Source organism: Lentibacillus halophilus (assembly GCF_039522485.1).
Classification (GTDB): Bacteria; Bacillota; Bacilli; order Bacillales; family Amphibacillaceae; genus Lentibacillus; species Lentibacillus halophilus.
The window spans coordinates 1-16,131 of the sequence record NZ_BAAADM010000047.1 but is presented as its reverse complement, the minus strand read 5'-3'; the positions used below and the strand labels follow the sequence as shown (position 1 = coordinate 16,131).

At 45.3% G+C, this 16,131-nt stretch carries 12 protein-coding genes and 2 riboswitches; of the genes, 9 read left to right on the top strand and 3 right to left on the bottom strand.

Going from position 1 to position 16,131, the window contains the following annotated elements:
- Positions 1-252 precede the first annotated feature (252 nt).
- A riboswitch (PreQ1 riboswitch) is annotated at positions 253-299 on the top strand.
- Between the two features lie 65 nt (positions 300-364).
- Together queF and ABDZ72_RS09405 are read left to right on the top strand one after the other, a co-directional pair.
- Positions 365-859, top strand: coding sequence for a preQ(1) synthase (queF, locus tag ABDZ72_RS09410; protein WP_343752562.1), 495 nt, complete (start codon positions 365-367; stop codon positions 857-859).
- 98 nt (positions 860-957) lie between these two features.
- A complete protein-coding gene (locus ABDZ72_RS09405; RefSeq protein WP_343752561.1) occupies positions 958-1,584 on the top strand; it encodes a queuosine precursor transporter in 627 nt (208 codons plus the stop codon).
- 466 nt (positions 1,585-2,050) lie between these two features.
- On the opposite strand, the gene ABDZ72_RS09400 is transcribed toward ABDZ72_RS09405, so the two are convergent.
- Positions 2,051-2,338, bottom strand: coding sequence for a 2TM domain-containing protein (locus ABDZ72_RS09400; RefSeq protein WP_343752560.1), 288 nt, complete (start codon positions 2,336-2,338; stop codon positions 2,051-2,053).
- Between the two features lie 107 nt (positions 2,339-2,445).
- Positions 2,446-3,372 (bottom strand): AEC family transporter, encoded by a 927-nt coding sequence (locus ABDZ72_RS09395; protein WP_343752559.1) that lies wholly within the window; start codon positions 3,370-3,372, stop codon positions 2,446-2,448.
- A 315-nt stretch (positions 3,373-3,687) separates the two neighbouring features.
- Between ABDZ72_RS09395 and purU the strand changes: the two genes are divergently transcribed.
- On the top strand, positions 3,688-4,560 hold the full coding sequence (gene purU / locus ABDZ72_RS09390) for a formyltetrahydrofolate deformylase (RefSeq protein WP_343752558.1): 873 nt from the start codon (positions 3,688-3,690) through the stop codon (positions 4,558-4,560).
- 209 nt (positions 4,561-4,769) lie between these two features.
- Here purU and ltaS read toward each other — a convergent pair whose 3' ends face one another.
- Positions 4,770-6,830: a lipoteichoic acid synthase gene (gene ltaS, locus ABDZ72_RS09385; protein WP_343752557.1), complete on the bottom strand. Its 2,061-nt coding sequence runs from the start codon at positions 6,828-6,830 to the stop codon at positions 4,770-4,772.
- Between the two features lie 644 nt (positions 6,831-7,474).
- Here ltaS and ABDZ72_RS09380 point away from each other — a divergent pair.
- From ABDZ72_RS09380 to ABDZ72_RS09355, 6 genes are all read left to right on the top strand, one after another.
- Positions 7,475-8,428, top strand: coding sequence for a hydroxyacid dehydrogenase (locus ABDZ72_RS09380; RefSeq protein WP_343752556.1), 954 nt, complete (start codon positions 7,475-7,477; stop codon positions 8,426-8,428).
- 281 nt (positions 8,429-8,709) lie between these two features.
- Positions 8,710-9,666 (top strand): alpha/beta hydrolase, encoded by a 957-nt coding sequence (locus ABDZ72_RS09375; RefSeq protein ID WP_343752555.1) that lies wholly within the window; start codon positions 8,710-8,712, stop codon positions 9,664-9,666.
- A gap of 526 nt (positions 9,667-10,192) precedes the next feature.
- The gene (locus tag ABDZ72_RS09370) at positions 10,193-11,548 is read left to right on the top strand and encodes an MFS transporter (protein ID WP_343752554.1); all 1,356 of its coding nucleotides are present in this window, start codon (positions 10,193-10,195) and stop codon (positions 11,546-11,548) included.
- A 109-nt stretch (positions 11,549-11,657) separates the two neighbouring features.
- Positions 11,658-11,760: riboswitch (SAM riboswitch) on the top strand.
- Between the two features lie 126 nt (positions 11,761-11,886).
- Complete coding sequence (locus ABDZ72_RS09365) at positions 11,887-13,494, top strand: sodium:solute symporter family protein (protein WP_343752553.1); 1,608 nt, start codon at positions 11,887-11,889, stop codon at positions 13,492-13,494.
- Between the two features lie 294 nt (positions 13,495-13,788).
- Positions 13,789-15,006 carry a diaminopropionate ammonia-lyase gene (gene dpaL / locus ABDZ72_RS09360; RefSeq protein ID WP_343752552.1) on the top strand — a complete coding sequence of 406 codons (1,218 nt, stop codon included), beginning with the start codon at positions 13,789-13,791 and terminating at the stop codon, positions 15,004-15,006.
- 18 nt (positions 15,007-15,024) lie between these two features.
- The gene (locus ABDZ72_RS09355) at positions 15,025-16,089 is read left to right on the top strand and encodes a M24 family metallopeptidase (protein WP_343752551.1); all 1,065 of its coding nucleotides are present in this window, start codon (positions 15,025-15,027) and stop codon (positions 16,087-16,089) included.
- Positions 16,090-16,131: the final 42 nt, after the last annotated feature.

The following is a 16,131-nucleotide window of genomic DNA, read 5'->3' as shown; positions in this document are numbered from 1 at the left end:
GCAACTTATTTCGACAAAAAGACGCAAAGTTCCTGTCCAATCAGTCATTTTTATTTATTCAGCAGCCCCTAATTAAACAAATAGAAGTATCCAAAAACACCTATCGAACAAAAAATGGATTGACGGAATGCTTACAACCCTTCCACTGGTGTCTCTTGCCAAAAAGTGACTCACTCACAAGCTTTGACATAACCGCATCTTTGGCATATACTAACTAATAATAGATGGATAAATGGATAGTCCGTTCCGATAACGGGAGAGGTTCTTAGCTTCAACCCTCTATAAAAAACTAAGGACAGATGATGAGACGTTTAAAACCATGTGCCTTAGGGCCGTGGTTTTTTTAATGAGAGGAGGTTTTGATATGACTGAACACAATGATCGTTTACAGGGCTTGTCGCAATTGGGAAATCAAGGAACAACTTATGCATTTGATTACACACCGGATGTGCTTGAAGCAATAGACAACGAGCATCCTGACAGGGATTATTTCATCAAATTCAATTGTCCTGAATTTACAACACTTTGTCCGCAAACCGGGCAACCGGATTTTGCGACGGTGTATATCAGCTATATAGCAGATAAGAAAATTGTTGAAAGCAAATCATTGAAGTTGTATTTGTTCAGTTTCCGGAATCATGGAGACTTTCATGAGGATTGTATTAATATTATCATGAACGATTTGATTGATCTGCTTGATCCACGCTACATCGAGGTGTGGGGAAAATTTACACCGCGCGGGGGCATCTCCATTGATCCATATTGCAATTATGGCAAGCCGGATACCCGGTTTGAGCAAATGGCAGAACACCGTTTGATGAATCATGATCTGTATCCGGAAAAGGTTGATAATCGCTGAAAGAGGGATGAGCGAGATCCTCTCCTTCCATGTTAATCCGTCGACTATTTCAAAACGGTTATTGGGCCGTTTTTCCAATCATAGGGAGAGGATAGACCATGTTTGTTTACTTAAATGCATTATTTATTGGCTTGTTTTTGTTGTCGAATGTGTTGGGCGTCAAATTGTTCAGCATCGGTAGTGTCGTGTTGCCCGGTACGCTGGTCGTCTATGTTGTCACGTATATTATTACAGATGTCATCAGTGAGGTATACGGAAAGGATGCTGCGCGGAAGACAGTGCTGGCAGGCTTTTTAACACAGGTGGTTGCACTGGTTTTCATTTTTATTGTCATTCAATTGCCGGCAGCTCCGGATTTTGGTCTTCAGACGGAATTTGCAGCGGTTCTGGGCGGCAGTTTCCGGGTGATGGTCGCCAGTCTGATGTCTTATGCGGTTAGTCAAAATCTTGATGTTAGTATTTTTCATTATTTGAAAGCCCGGCACGGCGATTCCAAATTATGGATCCGTAACAACGTGTCCACGATGACGAGTCAACTTGCTGACACCGCCATTTTTATTACAGTCGCGTTCTGGGGGACGGTTCCATTCAGTGTGCTGATGGGCATGCTCGTCTCGCAATATGTGGTCAAACTGCTGATTGCATTGTTGGACACCCCTGTTGTATATATGCTTGTAACATGGGCTCAAAAAAGTAGAATGAACGTCAATATCCCCGGCGCATAACGTGTGCCGGGGATATTTCTAGAAGATTTCATTCAGAATTTGATCGTTGTTTAGCATAGCGATAATTGTTGAAAAGGTACTGTTACGGATTGACTGCGTCGATACGATCGCGGATGGGCTTCGGGCATCACAGCCGGGCGATCAGACATTTCCGGTCATGCAAACGTATGTGGATGAGATTGTGCTGCTTCTATTAAACGCGCCTTGTTGTTTGTCACGGAACGGTTGGAACAGCGGATCGAACCCTCCGCTGCTGTTACCGTCGCTGCTGCCACGACGCATGAACTGGGATTTCACGGAAAACACATCTGTCGTGTGCTTTTAGGGGGCAACATTACGTTGGGACACATGTCTGATCTTTGCGAGGAATAAAGGGGCAGAGGCGCTGATCAACCGACCACGAAACGGATGCCAGGTCTGATAAGCGCTGCGGTTGTTCTTTCCGGTACATAAACAGATCCATCTGTTATTGGGAATCATTATCTCGATCCTTTTCCATGTATTCTTTGATTTTCTTTTCCTCCCACTTGGCTCCCAAAAAATGATTGTCCTTTATGGATAATCCGTGTATGATGATACCGATTCCCCAGCCACCGAGCGCATAAAGAAACCACCAATAATCCGGGTTGGTGACCATGTTAATAACGAAAAGCAGAGTATTAACGAGCCCATACACAATAAGGTGACTGTAAAAGTCTTTTAAACGCTCAACCTTTTCTTTCGCTTTCATATAAGCTTGGGATTGATGATCCATGAAATTTGCTCCTTTTCGTAATGGTAGAGAATTGCTTTCATTGTGACGCGTTTTCATGCGATGGTCCCATGGTAACACGCATGGCTTCTCACATGACCTGAAACGGATTAGGCAAATAGGAGCCTGGACAGGTAAATGACCCCTGTAACGGTTACAGCGCTGGACAGGGTTGAAAACAACACCATTTGTGCTGCCATATAAGGGTGATTTTGATATTCTTGCGCAATAACCGAACTGTTTACCGATGTCGGCATGGCCGAGGCAATGAAAAGGGCCTGTGCTGCTGTGCCATCGATCCCCAATATATAAATGATCAAAAGAGCGATGGCGGGACCGATCAGAAGCCGGATCAGCAAACTGACATAAACGGGCGATAATATCGATGTCCATTCGATTTGGGCGACTTGAGCCCCCAACATAATAAGCGCCATGGCAATCATAGCATCGGAAATATAGGTGGCCGGCTCCCAAATAACATCGGGGACGGACAGGTTGGTGATGTTCATAAAAATACCGGCGGCCATTGCGTATAAAACCGGCATTCTGAAATAACCGAGCAATGCGCGCAGTTTGCCGACGTTAACCGATTGCAATATAAAAATGCCGTATGTAAACGTCAGAATGTTTTGCATAGTCAGAATGATAACTTGAATGGACATGGCAAATGGATCGCCTCTAAACACGAGATCATTGACAGGGACGCCATAATTTCCGGAATTAAAAAAGATAATGCTATTGGAAAACGTTATCCCTTTTCCACGATTCAATCGCTGCATTTTAATCGCTACTTTGGATATAATGAATAATGTGGTGATATATAATAAGAAAAATAGAACAACTAGCAAAAAAATCGTTGGCGAGAATTCAGTGTTGTACAGTTTGACAAATATGAATCCCGGAACCAGAAAATAAATGTTCAATTTGGCAAGGGTTTGCAGGTCCAAACGAAATTTTTTCTGCATGAAATACCCAATGCCCATGACGATAAAAATGGGGATAAGAATATCCAATAAAATAGTGAATAGTTCCGACATGTTGCTGGCTTCCTTTCGTCGTTGGTACCGTTTATGAACATGCTAATCTATTTCAAAATAACAAAAACAATTTAAAAAATCCAAAAAACAGCTGTTAGCGTACAAAAGCGCCTGTTGTGTGCTTTTAGAAGGCCACTTCGCTCGGGGTCAAAGCGGAAGGAGATTGACCTAAACAATCCATGCGTCCATATGTCACGGTATTTTAAATGAGTGATATGTTTTATTATACGTCATTCGTTATTAACTTTTTAGACGGAAATTGGTAAAATAGTAGGCATCAATTCGAAATGAAAGAAAGATAAGGGAGACATCGACATGACAACATATTCTAAAGACAACCGTTGCCGACTTCTCGTTCAATGCCCGGACGGTCCGGGTATTGTATCAGCTATTTCAACATTTTTGCTGGAGCACGGTGCGAATATCATCGAATCCAATCAATACTCGAGCGATCCTGAACATGGAACATTTTTTATGCGGATTGAATTTTATTGCGCGGATCTTGATGACAAACGATCGGCCCTAGAATCTGACTTCATCCAATTAGCCGAGCGATTTTCCATGGAATACCGTTTCGCTTATCACTGGGAAACGAAACGAACAGCCATTTTCGTTTCCAAAGATTCGCATTGTTTGCTTGAGCTGCTTTGGGAATGGCAGAGCGGGGATTTGGAAACGGATATCACTTGTGTTATCAGTAATCATGACGATGCCCGCGAGCTAGTCGAATCAATGGGCATTCCATTTCACCATATTCCGGCAAACAAGGATATCCGGCAACAAGCGGAAGCAGAGCAAATCCGGCTGATGGAGGAATACGATGTCGATGTGCTTGTTTTAGCACGTTACATGCAAATTTTGACACCGGATTTTGTCGCGCGTTTTCAAGATCGGATTATTAATATCCACCATTCGTTTTTGCCGGCATTTGTCGGTGCCAAGCCCTACGAACGAGCCTATGAGCGCGGTGTGAAATTGATCGGTGCCACCTCGCATTACGTCACAAATGAATTGGATGAAGGTCCGATCATTGAGCAGGATATCGAGCGAGTCGACCACCGCGATCATGTTGCCGATTTGAAAAAGATTGGCCGGAAAGTGGAAAGACGCGTCCTTGCCCGAGCGGTGAAATGGCATCTGGAGGACAGAGTCATTGTGGAGGATAATAAAACGATCGTTTTCAGGTGACTAATAGCGCTATATAAAGGGCTTTGTCCAACTTAGATTGAGTTAAAGAAAAATCCGAACTGATTCATACATAATCTGAATCGGTTCGGATTTTTTGATGACATTAGCGTAGGACAAGCACAGTATTATTTCAGAGTGGAAACGACGTCTTAAATATAGTGTTCGTATTTAGAATTGATCTGTTTCGTTTTGTCCCAGCTTCTTTTTTGCTATTTGTTATTTTTCGTTTTGTTCATGTTCGCATCCGTGTTGTCTTCAGCTGATGTCTTATCGTTATCAGGTTTATCTTCGTCACCAGATTCCTTCTCATCATCAGGCTTTCCATACTGATATTGATTGGGATTAATCGGTTTCCAGTCTTCAGTAGGTTCATAGAATCGCAACAAGTCACCGTTCAGCACTTCATCATTCAAGCTGAGTTCGAAATGAACCTGATTGCGCATTTCTTTCATGTCTTCTGTCGGTTCTTCAATGGGTTCGCCAGTCACATTATCAAAAAAGGTGTTTTGCACATAGCTGTAATCATCAGTCATGAAATCTCCATTTCGGAATGGGACGAATTCTCTATGCTCTTCGGAAAACATGTCTGTGCCAAATTGGATATAATCATTGGCATTGATTCCCAATAGATGCAGCATCGTCGGCATAACATCCACTTGACCGGTATATTCATGATTGATGCCCTGGCTGTCAACGCCGGGTATGCGAATCATATACGGAACGCGTTGCAAGTTAGCGTTTTTCAGTGGTGTTATTTCTTCACCGGTAATCTTGCTCATGGCTTGATTATGATTTTGTGAAATGCCTTGATGGTCACCGTAAATCATGATAACCGAGTCTTTATACAGGCCTTTTTCTTTTAAATCATGGAAAAACTGCTTAAGTGACTCATCCAGATAACGGGCTGTCTGGAAGTAACGATTAACGGTGCCATCGTCAGTATTCGCAGGCGCTATGGACGCATCCCCTTTATCCAATTTGAAATTGTAATGGTGCGTTAACGTCAGCATATGCGCGTAAAACGGCCCATTTTGTTTATCGAGATCTTTGAGCATTGGCATCGATTGCTTGAAGAACGGTTTATCCTTCAACCCGTAATTGATCACTTTATCCTCACTCATGTCATAGTAACTGGAATCATAAAACTTATCCACGCCCATATACTTGTATACTTGGTTTCGATTCCAGAATGACTTGTCATCCCCGTGAAATATAGCACTGGTATAGTTCTGCTTTTGATCGAGAATGGCCGGCATGGACTGATACGTATTCGTGCCTTTCGTGACAAATGCAGCCCCTTGCGGCAATCCGTACAAAGAGTTATCCATCAAAAATTCCGCGTCCGCTGTCTTCCCTTGTCCGGTCTGGTGGAAGAAGTTGTCAAAGTACGTAAAATTCTTGCTCTCATCATGAACGAGGGAATTTAGAAACGGCGTTACTTCTTCCCCGTGCAGTTTATAATCAATCAAGAATGACTGAAACGACTCCAAATGAATTTTGATAATGTTTTTGCCTTCTGCTTTTCCGAAGTATTCCGCGTTCGGTTCGGCGTATTTTTTATTCGTGTAGTTTTCGACTTTATTGATATCGTCACTAGAAGCCATCGACCGTTTTGCGTTGGCTTTCACTGTTTGCATCGTATTGAACACGGCAAAGTTGGGAGCGCCGAGATACTTAACAATATAATTATTGTCAAACACCCGCTCCAACAGCTGCGGACGATCAATTTCGGCCAACCCTAAATTAACTGTGAACACGATGACGCCTGACGCCAATACAGCAAAAGGCCTTTTCCAGCTCAGGCGTGTGACAGTCCAACCCGCCTTCCACTTGACAAACAACGCGGTCAGACCAATCAGATCCAGCGTATAGAGGAGATCATGCCATTCAAACAAACCGATAATACTTTTGCTGATACTGCCGGCGTTCTCCGTCTGCATGAGTGTCTGAATGGTAATAAATGTGTCATAGTCACGATAGAATATGATATTTGAATACATAAACAACGTTAGCAGCGCATCGATAATCAGCAGGGAAATACCAAACCGTTTCCCTTTAAAAAATAACGCAAAACCGAGCAACACCAATCCCGAACTCAACGGATTAATGAATAGCAAAAAGTGTTGCAGCACATTATTAATGCCTAAATTGAATTCTGTGATATAAATAATATATGTTTTAAACCAAAATAGAAGTAGAGCAAGCAAAAAGAACCCCATTTTGGTCGATTTCAAATTTTTAACGTTTCCTAACTTTTGAAGCTTTTCCATTAACGTCACCTCAATTTTTTTACTTGCTTAACGTCATCCCATTCACCTTATCATTACACCATTATCATCTTTTTTGGAGAATGCTCTGATTTCAAACACATTCTATTATATAACTGTTTTGTCATTTTGTTAAGACCTATTTTTTTGGTAAAAGGCCTAGAACGTTTTACCCTGTTAGCTTGTCTATTAAACTATCCGCATTCTGAATTTCCGGGAAAAGTCGAGCATATAAGACGATGAATTATATGCCTTTGCCGGAAGAAATATGCCTATGGGAGGATGATCAAATAGCGCTCCCGGAATTTGACCATTAGTTAACCGTTTTATTTCTGTAACGTTTAGCAAACAGAGTCTCCCTTCGTACAGCGCTTCGACACCGGCATGGGTGGATTAAAGAGAACTCGTACCATGTCATTATAAACATGAAGGTTAAAGTCATAATGTTTTGTATATTAACAAAACGGATATATACTGGTAATAGCGAATGATCACGAAGGAAGGTAAAAGATGGGAATTGCTAAAAAATACGTTCGATTGATAACCAATCATTCACGGTAAGCATTCCTTATACGCCCATTGCATACGTTTAATAAAGAATCGATTAAAAAGACCGGATGATCACTATGACGGGGGAGTGAAAGCTTATGAAAATTCTTGTAACCGAGCTGATGTGGGAAGACGGTTTGGCCGAGCTTAGACGACTTGGATACGCCGTCGATTATGATATGGAGCTTAGTCGGAAACGGGAAGAACTGTTGGAGCTCGTGCCGAATTATGATGCCTTGATCGTCCGAAATGAAACGCGGGTCGATTCCGAATTGCTGGATGCCGCGACAAACGCGAGAGTCATTGGACGGCTCGGGGTCGGGCTGGATAACATTGACTTGAAAGCGGCAAAGGAACGGCATATTCCGGTCATTTCTGCTAAAAATGCGAATGCCACGTCTGTTGCGGAATATGTGATGGCGGCCATGCTGGATGCGTCCCGTCCACTCTCAGATGCTGATGCGGACGTGCGCCGTGGTAGTTGGGACCGCAAATTTTTTACGGGCTATGAATTGAATCAACGGACACTCGGGCTTGTCGGTATGGGTGAAATTTCCAATCGTACAGCGAGAAGAGCCAAAGCATTTGGTATGGATGTCATTGGCTATGACCCGTTTGTTGCGCCGTTTGATCATATACTGGCCGAGACCGGGGTGAGGGCTGCGAACACGCTTGATGAATTGCTTGGTGAGTCGGATTTTATCTCTATTCATGTCCCGCTCACCAACGATACCAAACATATGATGAATAAAGATAAGTTTTCACTGATGAAGCCGCATGCTTACGTGATTAATTCAGCCAGAGGCGGTATCGTTCACGAGCGGGATTTGGTTGACGCTGTGGAATCAGGGGACATTGCCGGCGCCTATCTTGATGTGCTTGAAAAAGAACCTGTTGAGGCCGATTCACCGTTGGCACAAGTTGAATCGATCCGGTTGTCCCCGCATATCGCCGGTTTGACCGATGAAGCACAGTCCCGTACAGCCATGCTGGTTGCCCAGGAAGTTGATCGAGTGCTTCATGGTGGAAGATCAATTTGCGCCGTCGTGTGACAAACAGGGGACGTCTGTCACGACTATACTGATCCGGTTGATAAACTCGAAATCTGGTTGATATCTGCCACGATCCGGTTGATAAATTCGAAATCTGGTTGATACCCGCCACGATCCGGTTGATAAACTCGAAAACTGGTTGATATCCGTCTCGACCCGGTTGATAAATTCGAAATCTGGTTGATATCTGCCACGATCTGGTTGATAAACTCGAAATCTGGTTGATATTTGTCTCGACCCGGTCGATAAACTCAGAAGCCATTCCAGCGGAGGATTCGTTCATGAAGAAAACGTTACTAATTACGGCATCAAGTGTCATTGTTGTATTGCTGGTCGGCTTGTTGTTTGCGGGTAATTATTTTTACGGAAAAGGAATTAAGCGCGGCACGGATGTCGAGCTTCACCGGGGATCGACTGAGGAAGTCAACACGTCCCCGGTTTCAGGAAATAAACAGCCTTTGAACAAGGCTAAGAATTGGTATGAAAATCAAGACAAGCAAACGTTGACCTTAACGTCGTTTGACGATCTAACACTACAAGCCAAATACATAAAGAACGAAAAAGCGAGCGACAAGACTGCTATTCTCGCACATGGCTTCCGGAAAACGGGCGATGCGATGGGGGACCTTGCGAAATTTTACTATGACAAGGGATTCTCCATTTTACTGCCCGATGCACGGGGGCACGGTGACAGTGACGGCGACTATATTGGGTATGGCTGGCATGATCGGCTGGATTATATCGATTGGATCGATCGGATGATTACTGAATACAACACTGACGACATTATATTGCACGGCAACTCAATGGGAGCGGCGACGGTATTGATGGCAAGTGGGGAAGAGCTTCCCGACGAGGTGAAAGGCATCGTTGCCGATAGTGGCTACACGACTGTTAAGGCTGAACTGGCCCACCAGTTAAATCACTTGTATAGCTTGCCGTCGTTTCCATTATTGGATGTCACGAGCCTCATTACCAACGTGCGAGCCGGTTATATGCTGGGTGAAGGCTCTGCTGTGGAACAGGTGAAGCAGAACACCCGTCCATTAATGATTATTCACGGTGGCAGCGATGAGCTGGTCCCGACCGATATGGCGAAGGAAATATATGATGCCGCCAGCGGGGACAAATCTCTATGGATCATCCCTGACGCCGAACATAAGGAAGCATTTGACATGAAAACAAAACTATTTAAGAAACGCGTGGGTGCGTTTGTCGACCGGGCACTAAATAAGTAGTGTCCGGTTTTTTGGTGTGCGTGGGAGGCAGATAGATTATAAGAACGACAAACGCTGCCACTCGAGCATACCGAATAGACGATTGTCGGACGTAGCCGAAAATCAACGGCCTTCAATCAACTCACCGCAACTCAGGACAGAGGCCGCGCAACTTAGCGCTGAAGTCGCGCAATAATTAGAAATGTCGCGCAGTCCGAAGCGCAACTTGCGCAGTCCAGCCCCGATGTCGCGCAATCCGCGGCAAAACTCGCGCAGCTCAGGATGCAACTCGCACAGTAATGGCCCGAAGTCGCGCAATCCGCGGTAAAACTCGCTCAGCTCAGGGCGGCTCCCTACTCGAGCGACAGCTTTTCCCATATCCAATAAACGATTTTCGGCAACTACCGAAAATTAACGGTCACCTAAAAATAGTCATCATTCACTATTAGTGACGCTGTTGAATATATTTGAGAGAATAGATAGTAACCGATGATAATAACGTAGCAAGAATTTAAATAGATTGTATGACATATATTGAGGGATAAAGATGACAATACACATACGTAACCCCTGGTTGCTCGTTTTAACCATTGGTCTGGGCACGTTGCTTAATCCATTGAATTCATCCATGATATCCGTTGCATTGACGAGGTTGCAGGAGACGTTTTCCTTAACGTTTGCGGACGCGTCATGGCTTATTTCCATATTTTATTTAGCAAGTGCCGCCGGTCAGCCTGTCATGGGAAAACTTAGTGACATGTTCGGGGCAAAGCGCCTATTCATGGCCGGTCTTCTATTAGTGGCAGGAGCGTCTGTTCTGGCCCCATTTTCACCCAATTTCCCTTTTCTTTTGGGGTGCCGGGCGTTGCAGGCCGTTGGCAGTTCGACGCTATTTCCAAGCGGTATGAGCATCGTCCGCTCCTATATTACCCAAAAACAAGGACGAGCGTTGGCCACATTGTCGGTGTTCTCAACGACATCAGCTGCATTTGGCCCGTCCATTGGCGGTTTTCTGATTGCGGCATGGGATTGGCCATCCATTTTTTTGATTAATTTTCCTTTTATTATTCTATCGTTTACGTTGGCCCAGTTTATACTGCCGAATGCCAGCCAGGGAACATTCGAATTAAGTCGGATAGATTTTCTCGGTATTGTCCTGTTCATGAGTGCCATGGTCGGTTTGATTTTGTTTATTTTATCGCTGGAAACCAGTGTTCGCTGGTGGGCCTTTGCACTATTTTTGTTGGGAGCAGCCGCCTTTATTGGTTATGAACGCAAGCAGGATGAGCCTTTTATTGATTTGCAAGGATTGGTGAAAAACCGCAATGCCTTGTTCGTTTATATTCAGTTTATGAGTATCAATGTCGTATATTATTGTTATTTTTTCGGGTTTCCGACGTATTTGCAGCAGGTGCGTGGTTACAGCGAGCAGCACACAGGCTTGATTATGCTGACGCTTGCAGGGTTTGGGGTCGTGACGGCGCCGATTGCTGGACGGCTTATTGATCAATTTGGCTCCAAACTGCCGCTTGTGATCGGTGCATCCCTGTTACTGACCGGCACCGGTTTGCTATTAACATACCATGAAGCATCCCCTTTAGCATGGTTGATGGTTATTATGTCAGTTTTGGGCATGAGTCAAGGGTTTAATAATATTTCAACGCAAACAACCCTTTACGACAATGTGGATCCGGAAGAGACCGGTTCAGCATCCGGTCTGTATCAGACAAGCCGGTATATGGGGGCCATTTTGTCATCCAGTCTGTTGGGTCTTGCATTTAACGCGTATATGGATACAGCTCATCTTCATTTGGTAGCATTGATTTGTTTTGTTTTTTGTTTGGTGATTGTTTTATTGGCGATAAAACTGCCAGCGCGGAATAGGCTGCGGTCAAGTAAGTAATGAGACGAGGTATCCGCTCGGGTCGTTATAAAAGAAAAACGTGATGTTACTATTGACTCCATCGTCAAAACATTGTAAATTATACCGTATAACATTTGAATAAACGAACTTCTTATCCAGAGAGGTGGAGGGATTGGCCCTGTGAAACCTCGGCAGCGGGCTCGTTTGAGTACTGTGCCAACTCCAACAGACGTATGTCTGACAGATGAGAAGAGGAACCATAGCTGTATCAGTCCTCTTCTTATAGTCGGAAGGGGGCTTTTTTATTTTCAATTTTAATATGAACTTTTTTTAATCAATCATAAGTAAACAAATCTGTTTAGAAGGAGTTGAGTAAAATGACAGCGTATGGTGTATGGATGATTATTCTGGCCGTTGGGTATACGATTGCTTTGATTATCGCCGGGCAAATAGCGAAGCGACGCCTGTCCAATCAAGATAGCTATTTTGTCGGCAATCGCACATTTAATAAATGGATTGTGGCTTTTTGCATAACGGGATTGTTTTCCGGGTCCACCTATATTTCTATTTTGGAGTTGTCGTATTTAAGCGGCCTATCGGCTGTATGGTATGGGGTTGCCGAAATGATGCAAATTTTTATTATTGCGTTTTTGATCATTCGCCCATTCCGGAAAAAGATGCTGGTTACCGTGTCCGGCCTGATTGGTGATACTTATGGGCGTTTGGCTAAAGGAGCCGCAGGGGCGATTACGGCGTTTGCTTTTCCGATGTGGTCGGTTGCTACGGCCATTGCATTTGCCTCAGCTCTGCACGTGTTCACGGGAATCTCGCTTGCTCTTTCGGTTGCGTTTACGGCGATATTGCTGTTCGTTTATTTGCAGGCAGGCGGGATGTGGTCGCTGGCTTTTACACAGTCGATGAACATGATTTTATTTGCAGTGATGGTCGTCATTGGGGTGATTGCCTTTTTCATTCATCCAGGGATCGACGGTTTGGTTGCGTTTGCTGACGAACAACCGGCTATGTTCACATTTGATAACGTGGGGTTGCAGGTGATTGTTGCCTGGTTCGGAACCTTTCTTGTCAACGTTATTCTTGCCCAGGCTGCTTTTCAGATGGCGTTGTCGTCCCGGACACCGGAAGAGGGGCAAAAGGGATTGATTATGGCCGGGTTCATGGCTATCCCATTCATCATCGGTGGTGTGTTATTTGGTGTATCAGCCAGCGTCACCATTCCTCAGGCCCAAACAGGTTTGATTGCCATTCCCCGGTATTTAATGGACGTGCTACCAGCGCCGTTAGTTGGCTTGTTTTTCCTCGGTGTATGGGCATGTGCCCTGGGATGGGGCGGACCATGTCAGTTTTCCGGGGCGACCAGCCTCGGTCGTGATGTGAGCCGTTCGATCAAACCAGCGGCAACAGAGAATCAGCTGATCACCTATACGAAAATCTCATTGCTGCTTTTAACGGTCCTGATGATTGCATTTGGCTTAATGCGCACGGAACAATCAGCGTGGTGGAACGTACTCGCCTGGACAATCCGCAACAGTGCCACGTTTGCGCCGGTTATCGCAGCCTTGTTCTGGCCTGTCGTTACCAAACGCGCCGTCGCGGTGGCATTAGTCACAGGATTTAGCAGTGGGTTGCTATGGTACTATCTGGGTGACTGGGATCCGAATGCGTTCTTCTTGCATATCCACCCCGTTTGGATTGGAAGCTCCGTGAATGTCGTCAGCATTACCGTGGTTACCTTGTTGGACCGGCAAGCAAACTGGTTTATGCGTAAAAAAGACCGTCTGGCGTACATTGGTTTAACGGGAGGAATCGTGTGTGCGGTCATTAATGGTATATATTTCTCTCCGCTTTATCAAAACGGTCTGTTCGGTCTATTTCTATTTGCAGCGATTCTTTGTTTCTTTATCACCGTTATTCGATTTATCCGTCCAGTGGAGGAAAAACAGAGGATCAGGGAAAAAGGCGCATAACTGGTTAGCGGATAACCGTGGATGATTTGACGCTATCGTTCAAGTCGTGACTCGAACGATAGCGTCGTCATCGACGATAACTGAATAATCATCCCAAGTGACCGAATTTGGGTGGAAAGTGACCGGATCCGAGTTCAAAACTGACCGAATTAATACCTCATACGATTGAAATATCCCGTGAACTGACTGAATTAAAAATTTAAAAATATTCAAAATACTTATTGACAAGCATGCGCAACGTGGTACATTACATATAACAGATATGACCACTATACTGTAACGGGAGGGAATGGAATGGAGCGATCCAATATTCAATGGGTGAGAAACGATCATTATAATGCTGAATTCAATGACAACGAATTAGCTTATTTTACCGAAACGGATATACAGGATGTGCTGCGATTTCAACGGACGCATCCATCCTATACGAACACACCATTACAACGTCTGCCCAACTTAGCACAGCACTTACAGATCAGCGACATAAGAGTCAAAGATGAGTCTTATCGCTTCGGATTAAATGCCTTTAAAGTGATGGGGGGCATTTATGCGATTGCTAAAATCTTAGCTGAAAGGCTGAATCGAAACGTCAACGATTTGTCATTTGCTGAATGGCAGTCTGCTGAGGTTCGGGAGCAAATGGGCAACCTCACGTTTATTACCGCAACCGATGGCAATCATGGTCGGGGCGTCGCTTGGGCTGCTCGGGAATTGGGGCAGCGAGCGGTTGTTTACATGCCGAAGGGCTCGCTTCCTGAAAGGCTTCATGCTATCCGGAACGAAGGTGCGTTCGCGGAAATAACTGATAAAAATTATGATGACACTGTCCGGATGTCTGCGGCGATGGCCGAGGAAAATGATTGGGTGATGGTACAGGATACGGCATGGGAAGGCTATGAGGATATTCCGCTCTGGATTATGCAAGGCTATGCGGCGATCGCACAGGAAATCATCGACGAACTGAACAAGGAGCAGGACCAAGCACCGACGCATGTGTTTCTGCAGGCTGGTGTCGGGTCGTTTGCCGGGGCGATCGCTGCGTATTTGCAAGCGCATTACGGGGCGCGTGCACCGCAAATCATTGTGGTGGAACCGGACCAGGCGGATTGTTATTACCGGTCCTTCGTTTCGGGGGAGATGACGGCGGTAACTGGCGATATGGATACGATCATGGCGGGGTTGGCTTGCGGCGAACCGAACAACCGGGCTTTTCCAATCCTCCGTCAGTATGCATCAGCGTCCTTTTCCTGTTCCGACAGCATTGCAGCGCTGGGTATGCGTGTGCTCGGTAATCCACTCGGCGACGATCCACGCATTGTGGCCGGTGAATCGGGAGCGGCGCCGTTGGGACTCGTGCATTACCTTCGTTCGTTTCCTGAAACAGAAGCGTGTGCAGCCATCGGTCTTGATGAACAGGCCCGCGTGCTCGTTATTAATACAGAAGGCGATACGGATCAGCACCATTATCGCGACATTGTATGGAAAGGGATGTATCCAGTGGCCAACCAATGAAGCGAAAGGGATGATGGCATGACGCATTATATATTTACTGAGGAAGATATCCGGGGAAGAGTAGCCATATGTCAGCAAAAGATAGATGACCACGGGTTTCAGGGTCTCATTCTTTCATCTGAAAGCAATCTGAATTATTACAGTCATTTTTTCACCCATGCACCGTGGAGCACCTTTAGCCGGCCTGCCTTTCTCTTCATTCCGCGTCAAGGCAAACCGGTCTTGTATGTGCATGTCTTTCACGCCCCGGATGCTGACGTGATTGCGAAAGGCTGCGACGTGCGTCGTTTTGATAGCCTGTACGGACCAACCGCAGCGCAAATAGAAGACGTGATGCACCAACTCGGAATGACTACCGGAACCATAGGCTTGGAAAAAGGCTACGAACAACGGATTGGATTTGAAGTGAGTCGTTATGAAGCATTGCAAGCTCATGTCTCTAACGTCACCTTTGCCGATGCTTCGTCATTAATTTGGAGCCAGCGTATGATTAAATCATCGAAAGAAGTCGCGTGTATACGAAAAGCTTGCGAGGCCACCAGTTACGCACTGGATAAAACCTTTGCCGCGATGGAAGAAGGGATGACCGAATGGGATGTGTCCCGGATGATGCAAACCTTTATGCTTGAAGGGGGAGCGGATTACCCCGGGTTTGTCATTATAACCTCAGGCGAAGGCAACTACGACCGCATAAGTAAAACAGCCACCGATCGCGTTCTCAGAGATGGTGATTTTGTCTTTGTGGATGCCGGGGCACGATATCATCGGTACTGGTCCGATTTTTGCCGTACAGGGGTTGTAGGAGCGGTAAGCGGAAAGCGTCAAGAATATCAGCAAAAAATCCACGACGTTACGATGCGCACAGCGGAGATCATGCGTCCGGGTATTCCGGCAGCGGAAGTGGCGAACGCGTGTAACAAAGAAATGGAGCGGGCCGGCTTTCGTGCTAATTTTGAATGCGGCCGGCTAGGGCATGGGATGGGCCTCATGAGCACGGAGCCGCCGTCGATTACACTCGATGATGATACGATTTTGGAATCTGGTATGATTATTAACTCAACTTTCGCATCTAAAAAACGCTAATAATTCCTTGATATGACTGAGCTAATCCGGAAAACAATATTA